The organism is Crenobacter luteus (assembly GCF_004345725.1).
GTDB classification, from domain to species: Bacteria; Pseudomonadota; Gammaproteobacteria; order Burkholderiales; family Chromobacteriaceae; genus Crenobacter; species Crenobacter luteus.
Genome location: NZ_SLXG01000023.1, coordinates 1 through 17277, shown reverse-complemented (window position 1 = coordinate 17277; position 17277 = coordinate 1). Strand labels below are relative to the sequence as shown.

Annotated in this window: 13 protein-coding genes; 8 read left to right on the top strand and 5 right to left on the bottom strand. The window is 66.8% G+C overall.

The features are described from left to right. The first annotated feature begins 323 nt into the window (after positions 1–323). The 4 genes from EV683_RS12115 (at position 324) to EV683_RS12100 (ending at position 7537) form a co-directional block, all read left to right on the top strand. A complete protein-coding gene (locus EV683_RS12115) occupies positions 324–3161 on the top strand; it encodes a YjbH domain-containing protein (protein ID WP_341773910.1) in 2838 nt (945 codons plus the stop codon). 60 nt (positions 3162–3221) lie between these two features. Continuing rightward, positions 3222–5114 (top strand): SLBB domain-containing protein, encoded by a 1893-nt coding sequence (locus tag EV683_RS12110; protein ID WP_165916831.1) that lies wholly within the window; start codon positions 3222–3224, stop codon positions 5112–5114. Positions 5115–5157: 43 nt separating this feature from the next. Further along, positions 5158–6342 carry a GumC family protein gene (locus EV683_RS12105; RefSeq protein ID WP_131862952.1) on the top strand — a complete coding sequence of 395 codons (1185 nt, stop codon included), beginning with the start codon at positions 5158–5160 and terminating at the stop codon, positions 6340–6342. A 76-nt stretch (positions 6343–6418) separates the two neighbouring features. Next, positions 6419–7537, top strand: a complete 1119-nt coding sequence (locus EV683_RS12100; RefSeq protein WP_243694759.1) for an MraY family glycosyltransferase — start codon at positions 6419–6421, stop codon at positions 7535–7537. 52 nt (positions 7538–7589) lie between these two features. Here EV683_RS12100 and EV683_RS12095 read toward each other — a convergent pair whose 3' ends face one another. From EV683_RS12095 to EV683_RS12085, 3 genes are all read right to left on the bottom strand, one after another. Beyond that, the gene (locus EV683_RS12095) at positions 7590–8366 is read right to left on the bottom strand and encodes a 3-hydroxybutyrate dehydrogenase (protein ID WP_131862950.1); all 777 of its coding nucleotides are present in this window, start codon (positions 8364–8366) and stop codon (positions 7590–7592) included. 150 nt (positions 8367–8516) lie between these two features. After that, on the bottom strand, positions 8517–9944 hold the full coding sequence (locus EV683_RS12090) for an ATP-binding protein (protein ID WP_207910457.1): 1428 nt from the start codon (positions 9942–9944) through the stop codon (positions 8517–8519). Then, complete coding sequence (locus EV683_RS12085; RefSeq protein ID WP_231879859.1) at positions 9941–10651, bottom strand: response regulator; 711 nt, start codon at positions 10649–10651, stop codon at positions 9941–9943. Before EV683_RS12085 ends, EV683_RS12090 begins: the two co-directional genes overlap by 4 nt. A 199-nt stretch (positions 10652–10850) precedes the next feature. Here EV683_RS12085 and EV683_RS12080 point away from each other — a divergent pair, with 199 nt between their 5' ends. After that, positions 10851–11345, top strand: a complete 495-nt coding sequence (locus EV683_RS12080) for a Spy/CpxP family protein refolding chaperone (protein WP_066612160.1) — start codon at positions 10851–10853, stop codon at positions 11343–11345. 111 nt (positions 11346–11456) lie between these two features. On the opposite strand, the gene alr is transcribed toward EV683_RS12080, so the two are convergent. Next, positions 11457–12686 carry an alanine racemase gene (gene alr / locus EV683_RS12075; RefSeq protein WP_131862949.1) on the bottom strand — a complete coding sequence of 410 codons (1230 nt, stop codon included), beginning with the start codon at positions 12684–12686 and terminating at the stop codon, positions 11457–11459. A 755-nt stretch (positions 12687–13441) separates the two neighbouring features. On the opposite strand from alr, the gene EV683_RS12070 reads away from it, so the two are divergent. The 3 genes from EV683_RS12070 (at position 13442) to EV683_RS12060 (ending at position 16924) form a co-directional block, all read left to right on the top strand. Next, entirely contained in the window at positions 13442–14311 is an 870-nt protein-coding gene (locus tag EV683_RS12070; RefSeq protein ID WP_066612165.1) for an outer membrane protein OmpK, read from the top strand. 140 nt (positions 14312–14451) lie between these two features. Then, positions 14452–15819 (top strand): nucleobase:cation symporter-2 family protein, encoded by a 1368-nt coding sequence (locus EV683_RS12065; protein ID WP_197457442.1) that lies wholly within the window; start codon positions 14452–14454, stop codon positions 15817–15819. Between the two features lie 166 nt (positions 15820–15985). After that, complete coding sequence (locus EV683_RS12060) at positions 15986–16924, top strand: LysR family transcriptional regulator (protein WP_066612167.1); 939 nt, start codon at positions 15986–15988, stop codon at positions 16922–16924. A 137-nt stretch (positions 16925–17061) separates the two neighbouring features. Here EV683_RS12060 and EV683_RS12055 read toward each other — a convergent pair. Beyond that, the coding region (locus tag EV683_RS12055; protein WP_165916830.1) for an outer membrane beta-barrel protein at positions 17062–17277 on the bottom strand (216 nt) is incomplete at its 5' end.

Below are 17277 nucleotides of genomic sequence, written 5' to 3'. Positions count from 1 at the left end.
CCGCTGGTGCAGGCACCGCTGGTGCAGGCACCGCTGGTGCAGGTGCCGCTGGTGCAGGTGCCGCTGGTGCAGGTGCCGCTGCCGGCACCGGTCTGGCCGCCGCCGCCGTTGGCATCCCGGTGTCGCTGGGTGCGGTCGCCATCGGCGCAGCCGTCGCCGGCGCTCTGGCGCTGGCGGGTAACTCGAACGATTCGGGTTCCACGACCTCCCACGCGGCGACGTCTCACCACTGAGCCGCATGGCGAACCGGCTGAAGCGGCCGGCACAAGGGAGCCACCTCGCAGTGGCTTTCTTTTTTTTGACCGTCGAATTCGTATTGTTTTGTGAAAAAGCCTTCTTTATACCATTGTGCTTATCTAGTGGTGCCCGCGTGTTTGGCCGGCGGAGTGTGCGCCGCGCCCAGCCTGACCGGGCAGGAGGGTTACATCAATATGCCTAGCGCGCGGACCGGCGACGACGGCACGTGGAGCATAGGCTACAGCTTCGACCGCCCCTATAGCACCTTGTGGACCTCGGTGACGGTGCTGCCAGCGCTGCAGATGACCGGGCGCTACGTGGCGGTGATGGGCATCCCGGGCTTTTCGAACGAGGGCTACGGGGCGGGCTATGGCCGCTACAAGGACAAGGTTTTCGACGCGAAGCTGCAGCTGTGGCCGGAAGGCGAGCATCTGCCGGCCGTGGCGGTCGGGAAGACCGACCTGTTCGGCACCGAGCTCTTCAAGGGGGAGTATCTCGCGCTGAGCAAGCGCTTCGGCACTGTGGAGACGACGCTGGGCTACGGTCGCGGCCGTATCGACGGGCCGTTCGCCGGCGCGCGCTGGTCGCCGGCGGCCTTGCCTTCGTGGTCCCTGGTCGCCGAGTACGACGGCAACGACTACCGCAACGATTTCCGCGCCGCCGATACATTCGCCGCCGAGCGTAACCGTGGGGTGAAGGCGGGGCTCGAATACCGCTGGGGCTGGCTGTCGATGCAGCTTGCGCATCAGCGCAGCCATAACAGCGTCAACGCGATGGTGAATATCCCGACCAACGATCGCGAGTTCATCCCCAAGATCCACGAACCGGCGCCGTTTTCCCCCCGCGAACTTCCCGTTCGCCCCAGCGCCGGCGAGTGGCGTTCCAACCCGGCGCACGTCACAGGGCTGATCCGCGCGCTGGAAAAGCAGGACTACAAGCTGGTCTCGGCGGCTTACGAGCGCGGCACGCTGCACCTGCGGCTGACGAACAGCCGCATTTCCAACCTCGGCCGCGCGGTCGGCCGCGCAGCGAGGACGGCGCTCTACTTCATGCCCGTCGAGACGCGGACGTTGAAGATCACCTATACCGAACGCGATCTGCCGATCGCGACCTACGAGTTTTTCGACCTGCACCGGCTTGGCGACTACCTGAATGGCAAATCCGACCGGACGTCGTTCAACCAGTTCGTGCTGGTGCGCCCCGCCTCGGGCGACGACGCGGCGGCGCCGGCGAGGGAGGCGGGCGATGACTTGCGCACGGGTCTCGAGGACGACCCGGAACTGCAGGTTCTGCTGTCCGAGGACGGTGATTTCGTGCAGCTCAAGCAGCAGGACGCGCAGCTGAACCGCTTCAAGATCGCGCCCAAGCTCGGTTTCTTCTTCAACGACCCGAGCGGCGCGCTGCATTACGAGCTGAACGCGCTCGCCAACTTCGACCGCCGCCTGGGCCAGGGGCTTTATTTCAATTCCGCGCTGGGCGCAACGTTGGCCGAGAGCGTCAGCAATGTCACCCAGCCCTCGAACAGCCTGCTGCCGCACGTGCGCTCCGACGTCGCCGAATACAAGCGGGGCGGCCGGGTCAAGCTGTTCCGCGCCGTGCTGAACCAGTACTTCAAGCCGGCTTCCGACTGGTACGGCCGCGTATCGGGCGGCATCTACGAGGAAATGTTCTCCGGCGCGGGCGGGCAACTGCTCTACGCGCCGAGTGGCCGGCGCTGGGCCGTCGACCTCAGCGTCGACGCGCTGCGCCAGCGCGACTACAAGGGCTGGTTCGGCAATCTCGACTACAACACCGTCACCGCGCTGGCCGCGCTGCATTACCGCCTGCCCTACGGCGTGACCGGTACGGTCAGGGCCGGCCGTTTCCTCGCCAAGGACAGTGGCGCGCGGCTGGAGTTCAAGCGCCGCTTCCGCTCCGGTATCGAGGTCGGCGCCTGGTATACGCGCACAGACGGCAAGGACACCACCTCGCCCGGCACGCCGGCCGCGCCCTACCACGACCGCGGCATCTTCTTCAGCATCCCGCTCAACTCGATGCTGACCACCGATACCCGCTCGACCTCCGGCATCAGCCTGTCGCCGTGGACGCGCGACGTCGGCCAGATGGTGGCGAGCCCGGGCGACCTGTACGACATCGTCGAGTCGCCGCACCGCGACATGAATCTGTTCGACGGGCTGGGCAACCTGGCCGAGCGTCTGGACGAAGTCTCCCACCCCGCCAACACGCTGCCCATCGAACGCTTCAACCCGTGGCCCTCGGTGCGTCTGCGGCTCGACGACTCCGCCTCCGCGCTGCCGGAGTGGTCGCCCGCTGCCAAGGGGACCGCGCTGGCGGTCGGCGCCGTCGGCCTGGCCGCGCTCAGCGACAAGCGCTGGGACGCCTTCGTCAAGGACAGGCAGGACAACAAGCTGCTTGATGCCTGGGGCAAGGCTGGCAAGGTCGCTCCCTGGATCGGGGCGGGGCTGGCCGGCGCCGCGATGGCCTTCGGCGACGACCGGCTGCAGAACACCGGCTTCATTTCGCTGCAAGCCGCCGCGCTGGCGGGCGGTGGCAGCCTGCTGATGAAGCAGGCCGTCAACCGCGCCCGGCCCGAGGCGGGGTTCGGTCACTGGACGCGGCAGCGCGACGGCGAGGCCAAGACCGACAGTTCGTTCCCGTCCAACCATGCGGCGCTGGCCTTCGCGCTCGCGACGCCGTTCGCGTCGGAATACGACGCGCCGTGGCTGTACGGCGCGGCTGGGCTGGCGGCGCTGGGCCGCACCGCCGAACGCAAGCACTGGCTGTCGGACACGGTCGCCGGCGGCCTCGCCGGCTACGCGGCGGGCAAGTGGTTGTGGAAGGCGCAACGGCGCGAACAGCGCTACCAGGCCATGTTCAACGTCGGCCACGACCGGGTGGGCGTCAACGTGAGCGCACAGTATTGAGTTTTTCCGCACGCGGTGCGGATGCCGAAATCGACAAGGATTGTTTTTAGGACGTTTCCCATGCAGAAAAAAGCCATACCCCGTCAAGCGCTCGCGGTGCTGGCGCCCGCAGGCCTAGCCCTGCTGTTGTCGGCGGCCGTGCAGCCGGCCGCCGCGATCGAGATGAACCCTTTCCTGGCGCCGGGCTACGAGACCGACAGCGCATCGGGCCTGCCCAGCATCAACGGGCCACGGCAGCCGGCGGCCGCTACTGCGCAGGCCGCCGCGGCCGTGCCGCCGCTGAGCCGTGCCGAGATCGCCCAGAAGCAGCAGTCCGCCTTCGGCGCCTACGTCGAAACCGTGACCGGCCAGACCTTGCCGGTCTTCGGCAGCGAGCTGTTCCAGTCGGCGCCCAGAACCTTCACGCCACTGGAGGGCGTGCAGGTCAACGGCGACTACGTGCTCGGGCCGGGCGACGAAATCCAGATTCGCGGCTGGGGCATGGTCGACATCGACCTGACGGTTACGGTCGACCGCGCCGGCAGCATCTACCTGCCGCGCGTCGGCGCGGTCAAGGTGGCGGGCGTCAAGTACCGCGACCTGCAGGGCTACCTGAAAACCGCCGTCGGCCGGGTGTTCACCAACTTCGACCTCTCGGCCAGCGTGGCGCAGACGCGCGCCGTGCAGGTCTACGTCGTCGGCCACGCTGTGCGCCCCGGCACCTACACGCTCGGCGCGATGAGCTCGCTGCTCAACGCGCTGTTCAGTTCGGGCGGGCCGTCCGGCACCGGCTCGATGCGCAATATCCAGGTCAAGCGCGGCGGTGCCGTCGTCACCACCTTCGACCTGTACGACATGCTGGTGCACGGCGACAAGAGCAAGGACGTGTCGCTGCAGGACGGCGACGTGATCCACATTCCCGAAGTGGGACCGCTGGTGGCGCTGAGCGGCGACGTCAAGCGCCCGGCGATCTACGAACTCAAGGGTAGCAGCAGCATCGCCGACGTCGTCGAGTGGGCCGGCGGCCTCGAAGCGGCGGCCGAGCGCAAGGACGTAATTGTCGAGAAGAACAGTGGCAACCGCTACCAGACCGTCGCCGAGTTGCGCGGCGACAAGGACGCGCTGCGCCAGGCGCTCGGCCAACTTCCACTGGCGCCGTCCAACGTGATCCGCGTGTTCTCGCCCGGCGCAGTGCCGGTCGTCGCGCAGAAGCAGCGCGAATTCGTCCGCGTCGGCGGCGAGGCCGCGCAGACCGGCGTGTTCCAGATCGCCAAGGGCGAAACGCTGCGCGAGCTGGTCGCCCGCCTTGGCGGCGTGAACGAGGACGGCTACGTGTTCGCGACCCGAGTGACGCGCGACAGCGTGCGCCGCGCCCAGCAGGCCAAGCTCGACGAGATCGCCGACCGCTTCGAGCGCGAGATCGAGTCGATCGCCACCCAGCGCGTCGCCGGCACCACCGACAAGGACAACGTCGCCAACATTCAAGCCGAGGTCGAGCGCCAGCGCCGGCTCGCGCAGAAGATGCGCTCGGTGAAGGCGGACGGCCGCATCGTGCTCGAGCTCGAGGATGGCCGCGCCCAGGTCAAGAACCTGCCCGACCTGCCGCTGCAGGACGGCGACAGCGTCTACATTCCACGCCGGCCGGGCACCGTCGAGGTGCTGGGTGCCGTCTATCAGCAGAACTCCTTCATCTACAAGCCCGGCCGCACGGTCTCGGACTATCTCGCGATGGCGGGCGGCCCCAGCCAGACCGGCGACAAGGGCGAAATGTACGTGATCCGCGCCGACGGCACGGTCGACGCGACCGGCGGCTGGCTGGGTGGCGTTGGCGGTTCGCGCGTCAATCCGGGCGACACCGTCGTCGTGCCGGAGAAGATCGAGCGCTCGAGCTGGACGCAGAGCGTGAAGGAATGGACCACCATTCTCTACCAGTTCGGCCTCGGCGCAGCGGGTCTGAAAGTGCTCAAGGACTGAACGAGACGGCCCCGCGCAGGACGCGGGGCGACCGGGAAACACGATGAACGACATGCAAACGACCGAAAACAAGGCGAGCGGCCACCCAAGCGACGAGATCGACCTGCTCGACATCCTGATCGTGCTCGCCCGCCAGAAAAAATGGATCGCCGGCTGCACCATTGGTATCGGCGGCGCGGCGCTGGTAGCCAGCCTGCTGATGACGCCGATCTATACCTCTACCGCCAAGATCATGCCGCCGCAGCAGCAAAGCTCCGGCCTCGCCGCGATGATGGGGCAGCTGGGCGCGCTGGCCGGCGCGGCGGGGGGCATCGCCGGGCTCAAGAACCCGAACGACCTCTACGTGGGCATGCTGCAGAGCCAGACGGTGGCGGACAACCTGATCCAGCGTTTCAAGCTCAAGGAGCGATTCGAAACGGCGACCCAAGTTGATACCCGCAACCAACTGGCGACCAAGAGCAGCATCGCGGCTAGCAAGGATGGCTTGATCAGAGTCAGCGTTGACGACAAGGACCCGAAGTTCGCCGCCGAACTGGCCAACGCCTATGTCGACGAACTGGTCAAGCTCACGCAGACGCTGGCGGTGACCGATGCCGCGCGGCAGCGCCTGTTCTACGAAAAGCAGCTTCAGGCGACCAAGAACACGCTTGCCCAGGCCGAAGTCGCGCTCAAGCAGACGCAGGAAAAGACCGGCCTGCTGCAGCCGGACGGGCAGGTGCAGGCTATCATCGCCAACGTCGCGCAACTGCGCGCGACAATTGCAGCCAAGGAAGTCCAGCTGGCTGCGATGCGCAGCTTTGCCACGGAACAGAACCCCGACTACATCCGCACCCAGCAGGAAATCCAGGGCTTGAAAGCACAGCTGGTCAAGCTGGAACAGGGGCAACCCGAAGCGGGCGATTTCATAGTGCCCACAGGCAAAGTGCCGCAAACCGGGCTGGAGTACGTCCGCAAGCTGCGCGACGTGAAGTACTACGAGACCATGTTCGAACTGCTGGCCAAGCAGTATGAGCTGGCCAAGATTAATGAAGCCAAAGATAGCTCAATGATCCAGCTACTGGACAAGGCCACTCCGTCTGACAAGAAGTCCAAGCCTGAGCGGGCATTGATTACCTTGGTAGGTATTTTCATGGGCTTCTTTGTCGGCGTGCTGGGCGCTTTTGTTCGCGAGTCTTATTGGAAGAGTCGAAAAAATGGGTTCTTCACGGCATCGACGACAAGTGATTGATTGAAATGGCATTTCGCGATATGCTGTAGTCAAAAAATTCGTATAATGTCATAAAATTATGATTCTCAGTATATTGGTGGCATTGCTGACGTCTGTCTTCGTCGGCTGGCTCATCCTGCGCTCCTGCCATCTGCACGCCCGCTTCTCGATGGACCACGATACCGCCGGCGTCCAGAAATTCCACAGCCACGCGGTGCCCCGCATTGGCGGGGTGCTGCTGATGGCGGGCTTGCTGGTGGGTACGCTGGCGCTGGCGGTGCATCATGGTTCGGATCTGGCGCAGGGTCTGGTGTTGTGTTCGCTGCCGGTTTTCGCCTCGGGCATCGCGGAAGACCTGACCAAAAAGGTCGGCCCGCTGCCGCGCCTCCTGGCGGCCTTCGTCGCCGCCGCGTGCTCGTTCTTCTTGCTGGACGCCGGGGTCTACCGGCTGGACGTGCCGCTGCTCGATACGCTGCTGGCCTGGCACTGGCTGCCGGTATTGCTGTTCACCATGCTGGCGGTCGGCGGGGTCGCGCATTCGATCAACATCATCGACGGCTACAACGGCCTGTCGAGCGGGGTCGGCCTGATCATTTTCGCGGCCTACGCCTTCGTTTCCTGGCGGGTCGGCGACCAGGCCTTGCTGGGGGTCAGCCTGATCATGATGGCGGCGCTGGCGGGCTTCCTGTTCTGGAATTTCCCCCGTGGCAAGATCTTCGCCGGCGACGGCGGAGCCTACCTGGTCGGCTACATGATCGCGGTCGTCGGCGTGCTGCTGGTCAGGCGGCACGAGCAGGTGTCGGCGTGGTTTCCGCTTGTCTGCGTGGCCTACCCGGTGTTCGAGACGCTGTTCTCGATTTTCCGGCGCCGCTTCCTGCAGGCGCGTTCGGTCGGGCAGCCCGACGCGCTGCATCTGCACCAGATGGTCTACCGCCGGCTGGTCCGCTGGCGGGTCGGCTCCACGGAGACACAGCACAAGCTGTTTCGCAACGCGCTGACCTCGCCTTATATGTGGCTGGTTTCCATGGTGCCCGTCGTGCCGGCGGTTTTTCTGTTCGACTCGGCGAGTACCCTGTTCGCGATCTTCCTGTTGTTCGCGCTGAAGTACGTCTGGCTGTACTGGCGTCTGGTGCGTTTCCGTTCGCCGCGCTGGATGATCCTGTACCGCCCGCACAGCGCGAAGCGCGCGCGGCGTGCGCCATCCTTGCCCGTCTGAGCGCTTCGAGAAAAAGCCCGGTCCTCGCGACCGGGCTTTTTCGTTGGCGGCGTTACTGCGCCGTCCACCCCCCGTCCATATTCCACGCCGCGCCGCGGACTTCGGCGGCGGCGTCGCTGCACAGGAACAGCGCCAACGCGCCGAGCTGCGCCGGCGTGACGAAGGCGCCGGACGGTTGCTTCTCGGCCAGCAACGCGGCTTCGGCCGTCTCGACGGCGATCCCCTGCGCCCGGGCGCGCGCGGCGATCTGTTGTTCGACCAGCGGCGTCTTCACCCAGCCCGGGCAGATCGCGTTGCAGGTGACGCCGGTGCGCGCCGTCTCCAGCGCCACCGTCTTGCTCAGTCCGACCAGCCCGTGCTTGGCGGCGACGTAGGCCGATTTGTCGGCCGACGCGACCAGGCCGTGCACCGACGCGATGTTGACGATGCGGCCCCAGTTCCGGCTCTTCATATAAGGCAGCGCGAGCCGGATGGTGTGGAAGGCGGCGCTCAGGTTGAGCGCCAGCACCGCGTCCCAGCGCTCGACCGGGAAGGCGTCGATGGGCGCGACATGCTGGATGCCGGCGTTGTTGACGAGGATGTCGACGCCGCCGAATTCTTGCGCGGCGAAGGCCATCATGGCGGCGATCTGGTCGGGTTGGCCGAGGTCGGCGCCGTGGTGGCGTACCTTGGTGCCGTGGCGGTCGACGGCGGCGAGCGCGGCGTCGACGTCGCCGAAGCCGTTCAGCAGCACGTCGGCGCCGGCCTCGGCCAAGGTGGTGGCGATGCCGAGGCCGATGCCGCTGGTCGAGCCGGTGACGAGCGCGGTCTTGCCTTTGAGGATGGTCATGCTGTGCTCCTGCGGGCCGGCCGTCCGCTTGCGGTCGGCGTGGTGGGGGAGGGCGGCGCGTCGCGGGAATCGGATCGCCGCATAATGACGAAAGATTAGCATGCGGCCCGGCGCGTCCGGTGACGGGTTGGCCGAGCCTTGCCGCCGCCTTCAGGCTGGCGCGATGGGCAGCGTCAGCTTCGCGGAGAGTCCGCCGCCGGCGCGCGGCAGCAGCACGACGTCGCCGCCGTGGCCGCGCGCGATCGCGCGCGCGATCGCCAGCCCGAGCCCGCTGCCGCCGGTGTGGCGCGCGCGGCTGGCCTCGAGCCGCACGTAGGGTTCGAACACGCGCTCGCGGTCGGCGTCCGACAGGCCCGGGCCGCGGTCCTCCACGCGGATCGTCAAGGTATCGCCGTGTTCCTCGACCGCCACCTCGACGGCCGGCCCGCCGTAGCGGCGCGCGTTGTCGACCAGGTTCGCCAGGCACCTGCGCAGCGCCAGCGGCCGCGCGGTCAGCGGCGCGTTCGCCTGTCCGTGGCGTTCGACGGTCGCGCCGAGCGCCTCGGCGTCCTCGAGCACGCCGTCGATCAGCGCGTTGACGTTGACGCGCGCCGTCGGCTCGCTGCCGTTGCCGGCGCGCAGGAAGGCGAGCGTGTCGTCGATCAGCGCGTCCATTTCGGCCAGGTCCTTGTCGATGCCGGCCTTGTGCGGGCCGTCGGGCAGCGTCTCGAGCCGCAGCCGCACGCGGGTGATCGGCAGTCTCAGGTCGTGCGAGATGCCGGCGAGCATGTCGGCGCGGGTGGCGAGGTAGCGCTTCAGCTCGGTCTGCATCGCGTTGAAGGCGCGCGCCGCCTGCGCGACCTCGGCCGGGCCGGTCTCGGGCAGCGGCGGCTGGTCGAGGTTACGCGCCAGGCCGGTCGCCGCGTCGGAGAACAGCGCCAGCGGGCGGGTCAGCCGGCGCACCGCCCACGCCGACAGGAGCGTGACGCTAGTGCCGATCAGTGCGAGCCAGCCGAACAGCCGCAGCGGCGTATCGGGCTTGGGGCCGGGCAGGAAGTAGCGGAAGGTCAGCACGGTGCCGTCGGACAGCCGCGTCTGCGCGAGGATGCGCGTCAAGGGTGCGCCGCGCGGCTCGCGCCGTGGCGGCGCGTCGCCGTCGGGCGGAGGCGGCGGGGGCTCGGCCAAGTGCGTGGGCGCCGGCTCGAGCGACGGGCGGCGGTGGCGCTCCTCGCGCGCGACGCGCTGGATCGACAGCACCTGCAAGGGCGTCGCGTCGCCGAGCTTGTCGCGCAGCTTGGCGGCGAAGGCGGCCGCGTCCTCGTCGCTGCCGCGCGACGTCTGCCAGGGCTCGGCGGTGGACAGCCTGATCGGCGGCGCGTCGAGCACGCGCACCAGCCGCGCGCGGTCGTTCGGCGCGACGTCGTTCAACAGCGCGGTGATCTCGGCGATGCGCTGCGCCGCGTATTCGCTCCTCATCAGCCGGCCGAGTCGGATGCGCTCGTCGAGGTTGAGCCACATGCCGGCGAGGTTGGCGGCGATCAGTCCGGCCATCAGCGCCAAGAGGAGTTGGCCGAACAGCGTGCGCGGCAGCAGCTTCACGCGCGGCGCTCCACGTCGGCGGTCAGTACGTAGCCTTCGCTGCGTATCGTCTTGATCAGCGTCGGTTCGCGCGCGTCGTCGTTCAGGCGGCGGCGCAGCCGGCTGACCATCACGTCGATGGTGCGGTCGAGCGGGTCGGCGTCGCGGCCGGCGAGCGCCTCCATCAGCTGGTCGCGGCTGAGCACGCGCCTCGGGTGCTCGGCGAAGGCCTGCAGCAGCCGGAATTCGCCGGCCGACAGCGGCGTGACCACGCCGTCGGCGCCGGCCAGGTGGCGGGCGGACAAATCGAGCGTCCAGCCGGCGAACACGAGCGCGCGCGGCGCGGCGGCGTCGCCGGCCGTCTCCTGCGTGCGCCTGAGGATGCTCTTGATGCGCGCCAAGAGTTCGCGCGGGTTGAACGGCTTGGGCAGGTAGTCGTCGGCGCCCATCTCGAGGCCGATGATGCGGTCGAGCTCGTCGCCGCGCGCGGTCAGCATCAGCACCGGCAGGCGCGAGCGCGCCCGAAGGTCGCGGCACAGCGTCAGCCCGTCGGCGCCGGGCAGCATCACGTCGAGGATGACGAGGTCGAACGGCTCGCGCGCGAGCGCCGCCTGCATCGCGTCGCCGTCGCCGGCGTGGACGACGGCGTAGCCTTGTTGGCCGAGGTAGTCGGACAAGAGCGCGGACAGTTCGGGGTCGTCGTCGACGACCAGCAGCTTGTTTTGCACGGGGTGGCCCTTTCTGGATCCTTGTCTGCAAGGATACCCGCGCATCGCGCCTCGTTCCCGTGTGTAACGCGCCGTTGACGATTTTTTACACGCGATTTACAAAAAGCGGCGCACAGGACAAAGCCCATTCACATCGGCTTGCTTTAATACCTCCCAGATCGACAGCGATCGATCCCCCGTCAAATGCAGGAGGTACATCATGAAAGTCCCGTTTACCGTCCCCGTTTCCCGTGCGATCGGCGCGCTGACCCTCGGCGCGGTGCTCGCCGCTGTTTGCATGCCGGCGCTGAGCCAGCCGGGCCCGCATCCCGAAGGGATGAAGGCGCACCGCATGGTCGACGAGGCCGACCGTGTCGCCTTCGCGCAAAAGCGTCTCGACCGCCTCGCCGGCCGCCTCGAGCTCAAGGCCTCGCAGCAGGCGGCGTGGAAGGCCTACAGCCAGGTGGTGCTCGAGCAGGCGCGCCGCATGGCGCCGCCCAAGCCGGACGACAAGGCCGACGCGGCAGCCGTGCTGCGCGAGCGTGCCGAGCACATGAACCAGCGCGCGCGCCAGCTCGGCCAACTGGCCGACGCGACCGCCAAATTGTCCGCCGCGCTGAGCGCCGAGCAGCGCCAGGTGCTCGACGCCTCGGTGCGCGAGCACGGCCGCTTCCACCACCGCCACGGCGGCAAGCCCGGCGGCGAGCGCCCGTAAGCCGCCCGCGCCGGCCACGCCCGCGCCGTCCTTCCCCTCTCTCTCGGGGCGGCGCGGTACGCCGCCCGGGCGCCCCCTCGCCCGGGCGGGCCGTGGCCACAGGGCGAAGGCTCAGCGGCGGCGCAGCGCGACTTTGGGGTTGGCGTTGTCCCAGTTCGTGCCCAGGTCGACCAGCAGGGTGCCGCTGAGACTGACGATCTCGTTGCGGCTGATTTCGGCCGCCCCCTGCTTGCCGAACAGCACCACCTCGTCGCCGGCCTTCACGCCGGGAATGTCGGTGACGTCGACCATCGTGGTGTTCATCGAGACCCGACCCACTACCGGTGCCCGTTGGCCGTTCACCAGTACGTAGCCCTTGTTGCTGAGCGTGCGGCGATAGCCGTCCGAATAGCCCAGCGGCAGGTTGGCCGGCACCGAATCCCGCTTCAGGGTGAAGGTGCGGTCGTAGCCGACGGTGTTACCGGCCGGATAGCGGTTGACGGACGCGACCTTGGTCTTGAACGTCATCAGCGGACGGTACTGGGTGTAAGTCGGCACGGTGTCGCCGTACAGCGCGCCGCCCGGACGGACCATGTCGAGCCGGGACTCGGGCACCTCCAGCGTGGCGAAGGAGTTGGCCGCGTGCAGCAGCAGCTTGCGGCGGTCCAGCTTGGCTTCGCGGATCAGCCATTCCGATTCGGCGTTGAATGCCGCCAGCCCCTTGCGGACTTCGTCCTTATCCTCGACGGGGAAGTGGGTCATGATGCCGGCGATGCGCAATGGCAGCCGGGTCAGCGCCAGCGCGTCCTGCTTGCCCTGTTCGCTGCCCAGATCCAGCCCGTTGCGGCTCATGCCGGCCGAGTTCAGCCCCAGGTGCACCGTCAAGGTGCGGCGGTGCTGACGCGCGACGGTTGCGGCCTGACGGGCGAATTCGAGGCTGCCAACCAGTTCTTCCATGTCGTACTTCAGCGCCGCTTCCACTTCGGACAGCGTGGCGGTGCGGACGCGGATCAGCCGTCCCTTGAAGCCGCTGGCGCGCACGACGCGCGCTTCTTCGTTGCTGGCCACGGCGACGCAGGGCACGCCCAGCCGGATGACCGACGGCATCAGCAGTCCGATGCCGTGGCCGTAGGCGTCGGCCTTCATGACCGCGCACAGCTGCGACTTTCCGCCCAGTTCCGCCTGCAGGGTGCGGATATTGTGTTCGAACGCGGCCACGTCGATTTCCAGCCAGGCGTTATTGTTGTTGTCGTTCAGTACCGATTGGCCGTTATTCAGCGACTGTGGCGGTGCGGCATGCACCGGGGCTTGCAGCACGGCAAAACCCAGCGACAGGGCCAGCAGGGTACGGGTAAAGGTCATCTCGTTCTCCTTTGCAGTCCGGGGGTGTCCCGGTGCTTGTCATCGCCGTCCCGCTGGGGGGCTTTTGGCGGCCCGCGAGCGGAACGGCGCGGCCATGTTATGACGATAAAATTATTGCCGCCATCAGGTTTTTGACAATTTCATAAAACGTCATTTCCTGCCGTACCGGGCTGATCGGGTCTGCCGGGAGGATTGCGCCCGTGTGCGCCGGCAAGCTCGCGACGATCCGTCGCCCCCATGCTGCACGCGGGGCGGGCGGCTTTCGCTCCTGCACGGCGCCATGTCGGTGCCCGCTCCTGGCCCGGCCTATCCTGGCGGATGGACATCGCCTGTCGGGCCTGGAGGTTTTTGCGCGTCGCCTGCGTGGTAATCACGCCACGAAAGCTGTCCGAACGGCGGCCGGATGGCGCCGGAAGCGCGCGGTTGTGGCCGATGCACCACGGTTCTTATGCATGTTTTCTTATAAAAGTGGTCGCTTCACGCGAAGCAAAATGGCGAAAAGAAAATGGCCGATGTGGTAACGCATCGGCCATTTTCTTTACCTGGTTGGCGGAAATGTCGTTTCCATAATGTGGAAATCTTTTCCAAAGAAAGGCGGTGTCTTTTAGGAAAGATACATAAATATAAAAAATATCAATAAAACCTATGAGCGCGGCTTTTCAAGCTCCTTGCTAGTATCGGCAGCACAACAAAGCGGCAGGCATGGGACCCCGCGTCACTGACCCGCCACATTCAGCACCAAGGAGAGAAACTAGATGAAGCAACGCCACACCCTCAAGGCCGGTGTCCTTTTCGGCAGCGCCCTGCTGCTCGCCGCCGGTTCGGCTTCCGCCGCCACCTGGAGCGACACCTTTATCGGCTACCGCTACGGAACCGATTTCCACGAGCCGAACAACCCGGAAGACGTCCAGAAGCACGTCGTGCAGCTCGGCCACGCCAGCGGCTACGCCTACGGCAGCAACTTCTTCAACGTCGACGTGCTGATGTCGGACGACAAGGATCCGGCCAACGGCGCGACCCGCGGCGACGGCGGCAGCGGCGCGCAGGAAATCTACCTTGCCTACCGCACCCAGCTGCACCTGTCCAAGGTCACCGGCCAGAGCTTCGCGTTCGGCCCGGTCAAGGACCTCGCGCTCACCGGCGGCTTCGACCTGAACACCAAGAACACCGCGGTCGCTCCGAAAAAGCAGATGTTCGTGATCGGCCCGACGCTGAAGTTCGGCCTGCCGAACAACGGCTTCGCCGACTTCAGCGTGCTCTACCGCACCGAGAAGAACCGCAACAACTTGGCGCCGACGCAGAAAGACATCCGCTTCGACGACACCTACCAGCTGAGCCTGGCCTGGAAGGCACCGTTCCAGCTCGGTCCGGCACCGTTCAAGTTCCAGGGCTTCGCCGACTACATCGGCACCAAGGGCAACAACACCAAGCAGGAAATCCTGATGCGCGCCTCGCTGATGGCCGACGTCGGCCAACTGGTGGCGGGCAAGAAGGACACCGTCTACGCGGGCGTCGGCTACGAGTACTGGCACAACAAGTTCGGCAACAATCCGGGTACCGGCGCCCAGCCGGGGCTGGGTCTGAAGACCACCGCACCTACACTGAATCTGGAATGGCACCTGTAACACGCTAGCGTGCTCTTTAGGTAAGGCGAGAGCCGATACCTTCGGGCGCTTGAGGAAGGCCCGCCCACGGCCGACAGGACCCGCGGCAAGACGGGGGCTGCGGGGCGGGAGATGCAGCAGGAAAGTATGAGGAGATTCTTGTGAGTACCCAAAGCAATACCGTGAATACCGTGCACCCGGTCGACCAGGTGCTCCCGTGGGGCACGATGCTGCCGGTGGCGCTGCAGCACGTGATGGTGATGTACGCCGGTGCGATCGCCGTGCCCTTGATCGTCGGCGGCGCGATGAAGCTGTCGCCGGCCGAGATCGCCTACCTCGTCAACGCCGACCTGTTCGCGGCCGGCATCGTGACGCTGATCCAGTGTCTCGGCATCTGGAAGTTCGGCATCCGCATGCCGGTGATCATGGGCGTGACCTTCGCCGCCGTCGGCCCGATGGTCGCGATGGCCAACTCGGGTCTCGGTCTGACCCACATCTACGGCGCGGTGATCGCGTCGGGCCTGTTCACGGTGCTGGTGGCGCCGGTGTTCGGCAAGCTGGTGAGGTTCTTCCCGCCGGTGGTGACCGGCACCATCATCGCGGTGATCGGCATCACGCTGCTCAAGGTGGGCATCACCTGGGCCGGCGGCGGCGCCAAGGCGGCCGACTTCGGTTCCGCCCAGAACATCGGCATGGCGACGCTGGTGCTGGTGGTGATCCTTGCGATCAGCAAGTTCGGCCGCGGCTTCCTCGGCAACGTGTCGGTGCTGGTCGGCCTGATCGTCGGCTACCTGGTCGCGATGCCGCTGGGCATGGTGCACTTCGACCATGTGAACGAGGCGTCGTGGTTCAGCGCGATCATGCCGTTCCACTTCGGCCTGCCGCAGTTCGAAATCGGTTCGATCATCTCGCTGTCGCTGGTGATGATCGTGGTGATGGTCGAATCGACCGGCATGTTCCTCGCGCTCGGCGAGCTGTGCAAACGCAAGGTCGACGCCGAGGACATCTCGCGCGGTCTGCGTACCGACGGCATCGGTACCGTGATCGGCGGCGTGTTCAACACCTTCCCGTATACCTCGTTCTCGCAGAACATCGGCCTCGTCGGCATGACCGGCGTGCGCAGCCGCTGGGCGGTGGCGTGCTCGGGCGTGATCCTGCTGATCTTCGGCCTGTTCCCGAAAATGGGCGCCATCATCGCCTCGATCCCGCAGGCGGTGCTCGGCGGCGCGGGCATCTGCATGTTCGGCATGGTCGCCGCGACCGGCATCAAGATCCTGCAGCGCGTGAACTTCGAGAGCCGTACCAACCTGCTGATCGTCGCGATCAGCGTCGGCCTCGGCATGATCCCGATGCTGGCCCCGGACTTCTTCCACAGCCTGCCGTCGTGGACGGCTCCGCTGACCCACAGCGGCATCACGCTGGCCGCGGTCTCGGCGGTGCTGCTGAACGCCTTCTTCAACCGCGCGCAGACCGAAGAAGAGATCGAGAAAGAATTGATGCACAGCGCCCACAGCGCCGGTGCCGAATAAGTTCCCACGCAAACCTCCGCCTAATAGGCACCTCCGGCTGTAAAGCCGGAGGTTTTTTTTTGCCGGGCACCGACGGCGGACGTAGTTGACCGGATGCCCTGCGGAGAAATAGGGCGTTACCATGGGGGCTGGCGCGGTTTTGGCCGCCGAGCGAGAAAGAGGAACGATGTCTGGCAAGAAAACCTGGGAAGCACTCGACGTGCAGCACCTGAGGGTGCTGTACACGCTGCTGTCCGAACGCAATGTGTCGCGCGCCGCGCGCCGCCTCAATCTGTCGCAGCCGGCGGTCAGCATTGCACTCAAGCGCCTGCGCGAGATCTTCGGCGACCCGCTCCTGGTCCGGAGCCGCAACGGCATGACGCCGACCGACATCGGCGAGTCGCTCTTCCAGCCGGTCAAGAGCGCGCTCGACCAGCTCGAGAGCATCGTCGCGCACAACAGCGCCTTCGACCCGCAGCAGACCACGCGTACCTTCAACGTCGCGACGCCCGACTACCTGAGCCCCGAGCTGCTGCGCGACTTCATGGTCAACGTGCGCCAGAAGGCGCCCGACGCGCAGCTGGTGTTGCATTCGCTCGGCTACCGCTACGACTACGACCAGGGCCTCGAGAACGGCGAGCTCGACCTCGTGGTCGGCAACTGGTCGGAGCCGCCCGGCCACCTGCGGATGGCGCCGCTGCTGGACGACGACATCGTCTGCATGATGCGGCCCGACCACCCGGCGGCCAAGGACAGCCTGACGCTCGACGAATACCTCGCGCTCGACCACCTCGCGCCGACGCCGTACGCGGTCGGTCAGCGCGGCGTGATCGACACCTACCTGAAGAAGGAAAAGCTCAAGCGCAACGTCGTCGCGCGCGTGCCCTACTTCCAGCTCGCCCCCTACCTCGTCGCCGAGAGCGACATGGTGTTCACCTCGTCCCGCCTGTTCGCCGAGCACTACGCGCGCTTCTTGCCGCTCAAGCTCGTCGCGGTGCCGATCCAGTTTCCGCGCATGCACTACTACCTGTTGTGGCACGACCGCACCCACCATTCGAGCGACTGCCGCTGGCTGCGCGACCAGTTCCTGCTCGCCGCGCGCGAGCGCTTCCCCGCCGCCGGCTGAAGGCCAAAAAAAGGGGCCGGTCGCTGGACCGGCCCGAGAGGCTTTCACACAACACTACACGGAGAGGAGAAACTGCAATGAAGCGGGGTACTGCTGAATCAGACTGACCAGGCCGGCGGCGGTTCCCGCCGGACCGCTCAGAAACGCGCGGTCAGGCCGACGTTGTACAGGTTCATGTCGGTTTTCTGCGCGCCGTCGCCGACGTTCATGATGCGGTCGTAGCCGGCGCGCACGCCGACGCGGTCGGTCAGCTTGTAGCCGACGCCGACGCCCAGGCCCGGCGCCCAGTCGTTGGCGGTGCCCGAGACGCCGTTCACGGTCGCCTTGGTGTGCACGTAGTTGGCCGAGGCCGC

Coding starts and splice junctions, on each gene's coding strand:
- EV683_RS12110 (WP_165916831.1), top strand. CDS start 3,222: ATGCAGAAAAAAGCCATACCCCGTCAAGCGCTCGCGGTGCTGGCGCCC.
- EV683_RS12105 (WP_131862952.1), top strand. CDS start 5,158: ATGAACGACATGCAAACGACCGAAAACAAGGCGAGCGGCCACCCAAGC.
- EV683_RS12095 (WP_131862950.1), bottom strand. CDS start 8,366: ATGACCATCCTCAAAGGCAAGACCGCGCTCGTCACCGGCTCGACCAGC.
- EV683_RS12080 (WP_066612160.1), top strand. CDS start 10,851: ATGAAAGTCCCGTTTACCGTCCCCGTTTCCCGTGCGATCGGCGCGCTG.
- alr (WP_131862949.1), bottom strand. CDS start 12,686: ATGACCTTTACCCGTACCCTGCTGGCCCTGTCGCTGGGTTTTGCCGTG.
- EV683_RS12070 (WP_066612165.1), top strand. CDS start 13,442: ATGAAGCAACGCCACACCCTCAAGGCCGGTGTCCTTTTCGGCAGCGCC.
- EV683_RS12060 (WP_066612167.1), top strand. CDS start 15,986: ATGTCTGGCAAGAAAACCTGGGAAGCACTCGACGTGCAGCACCTGAGG.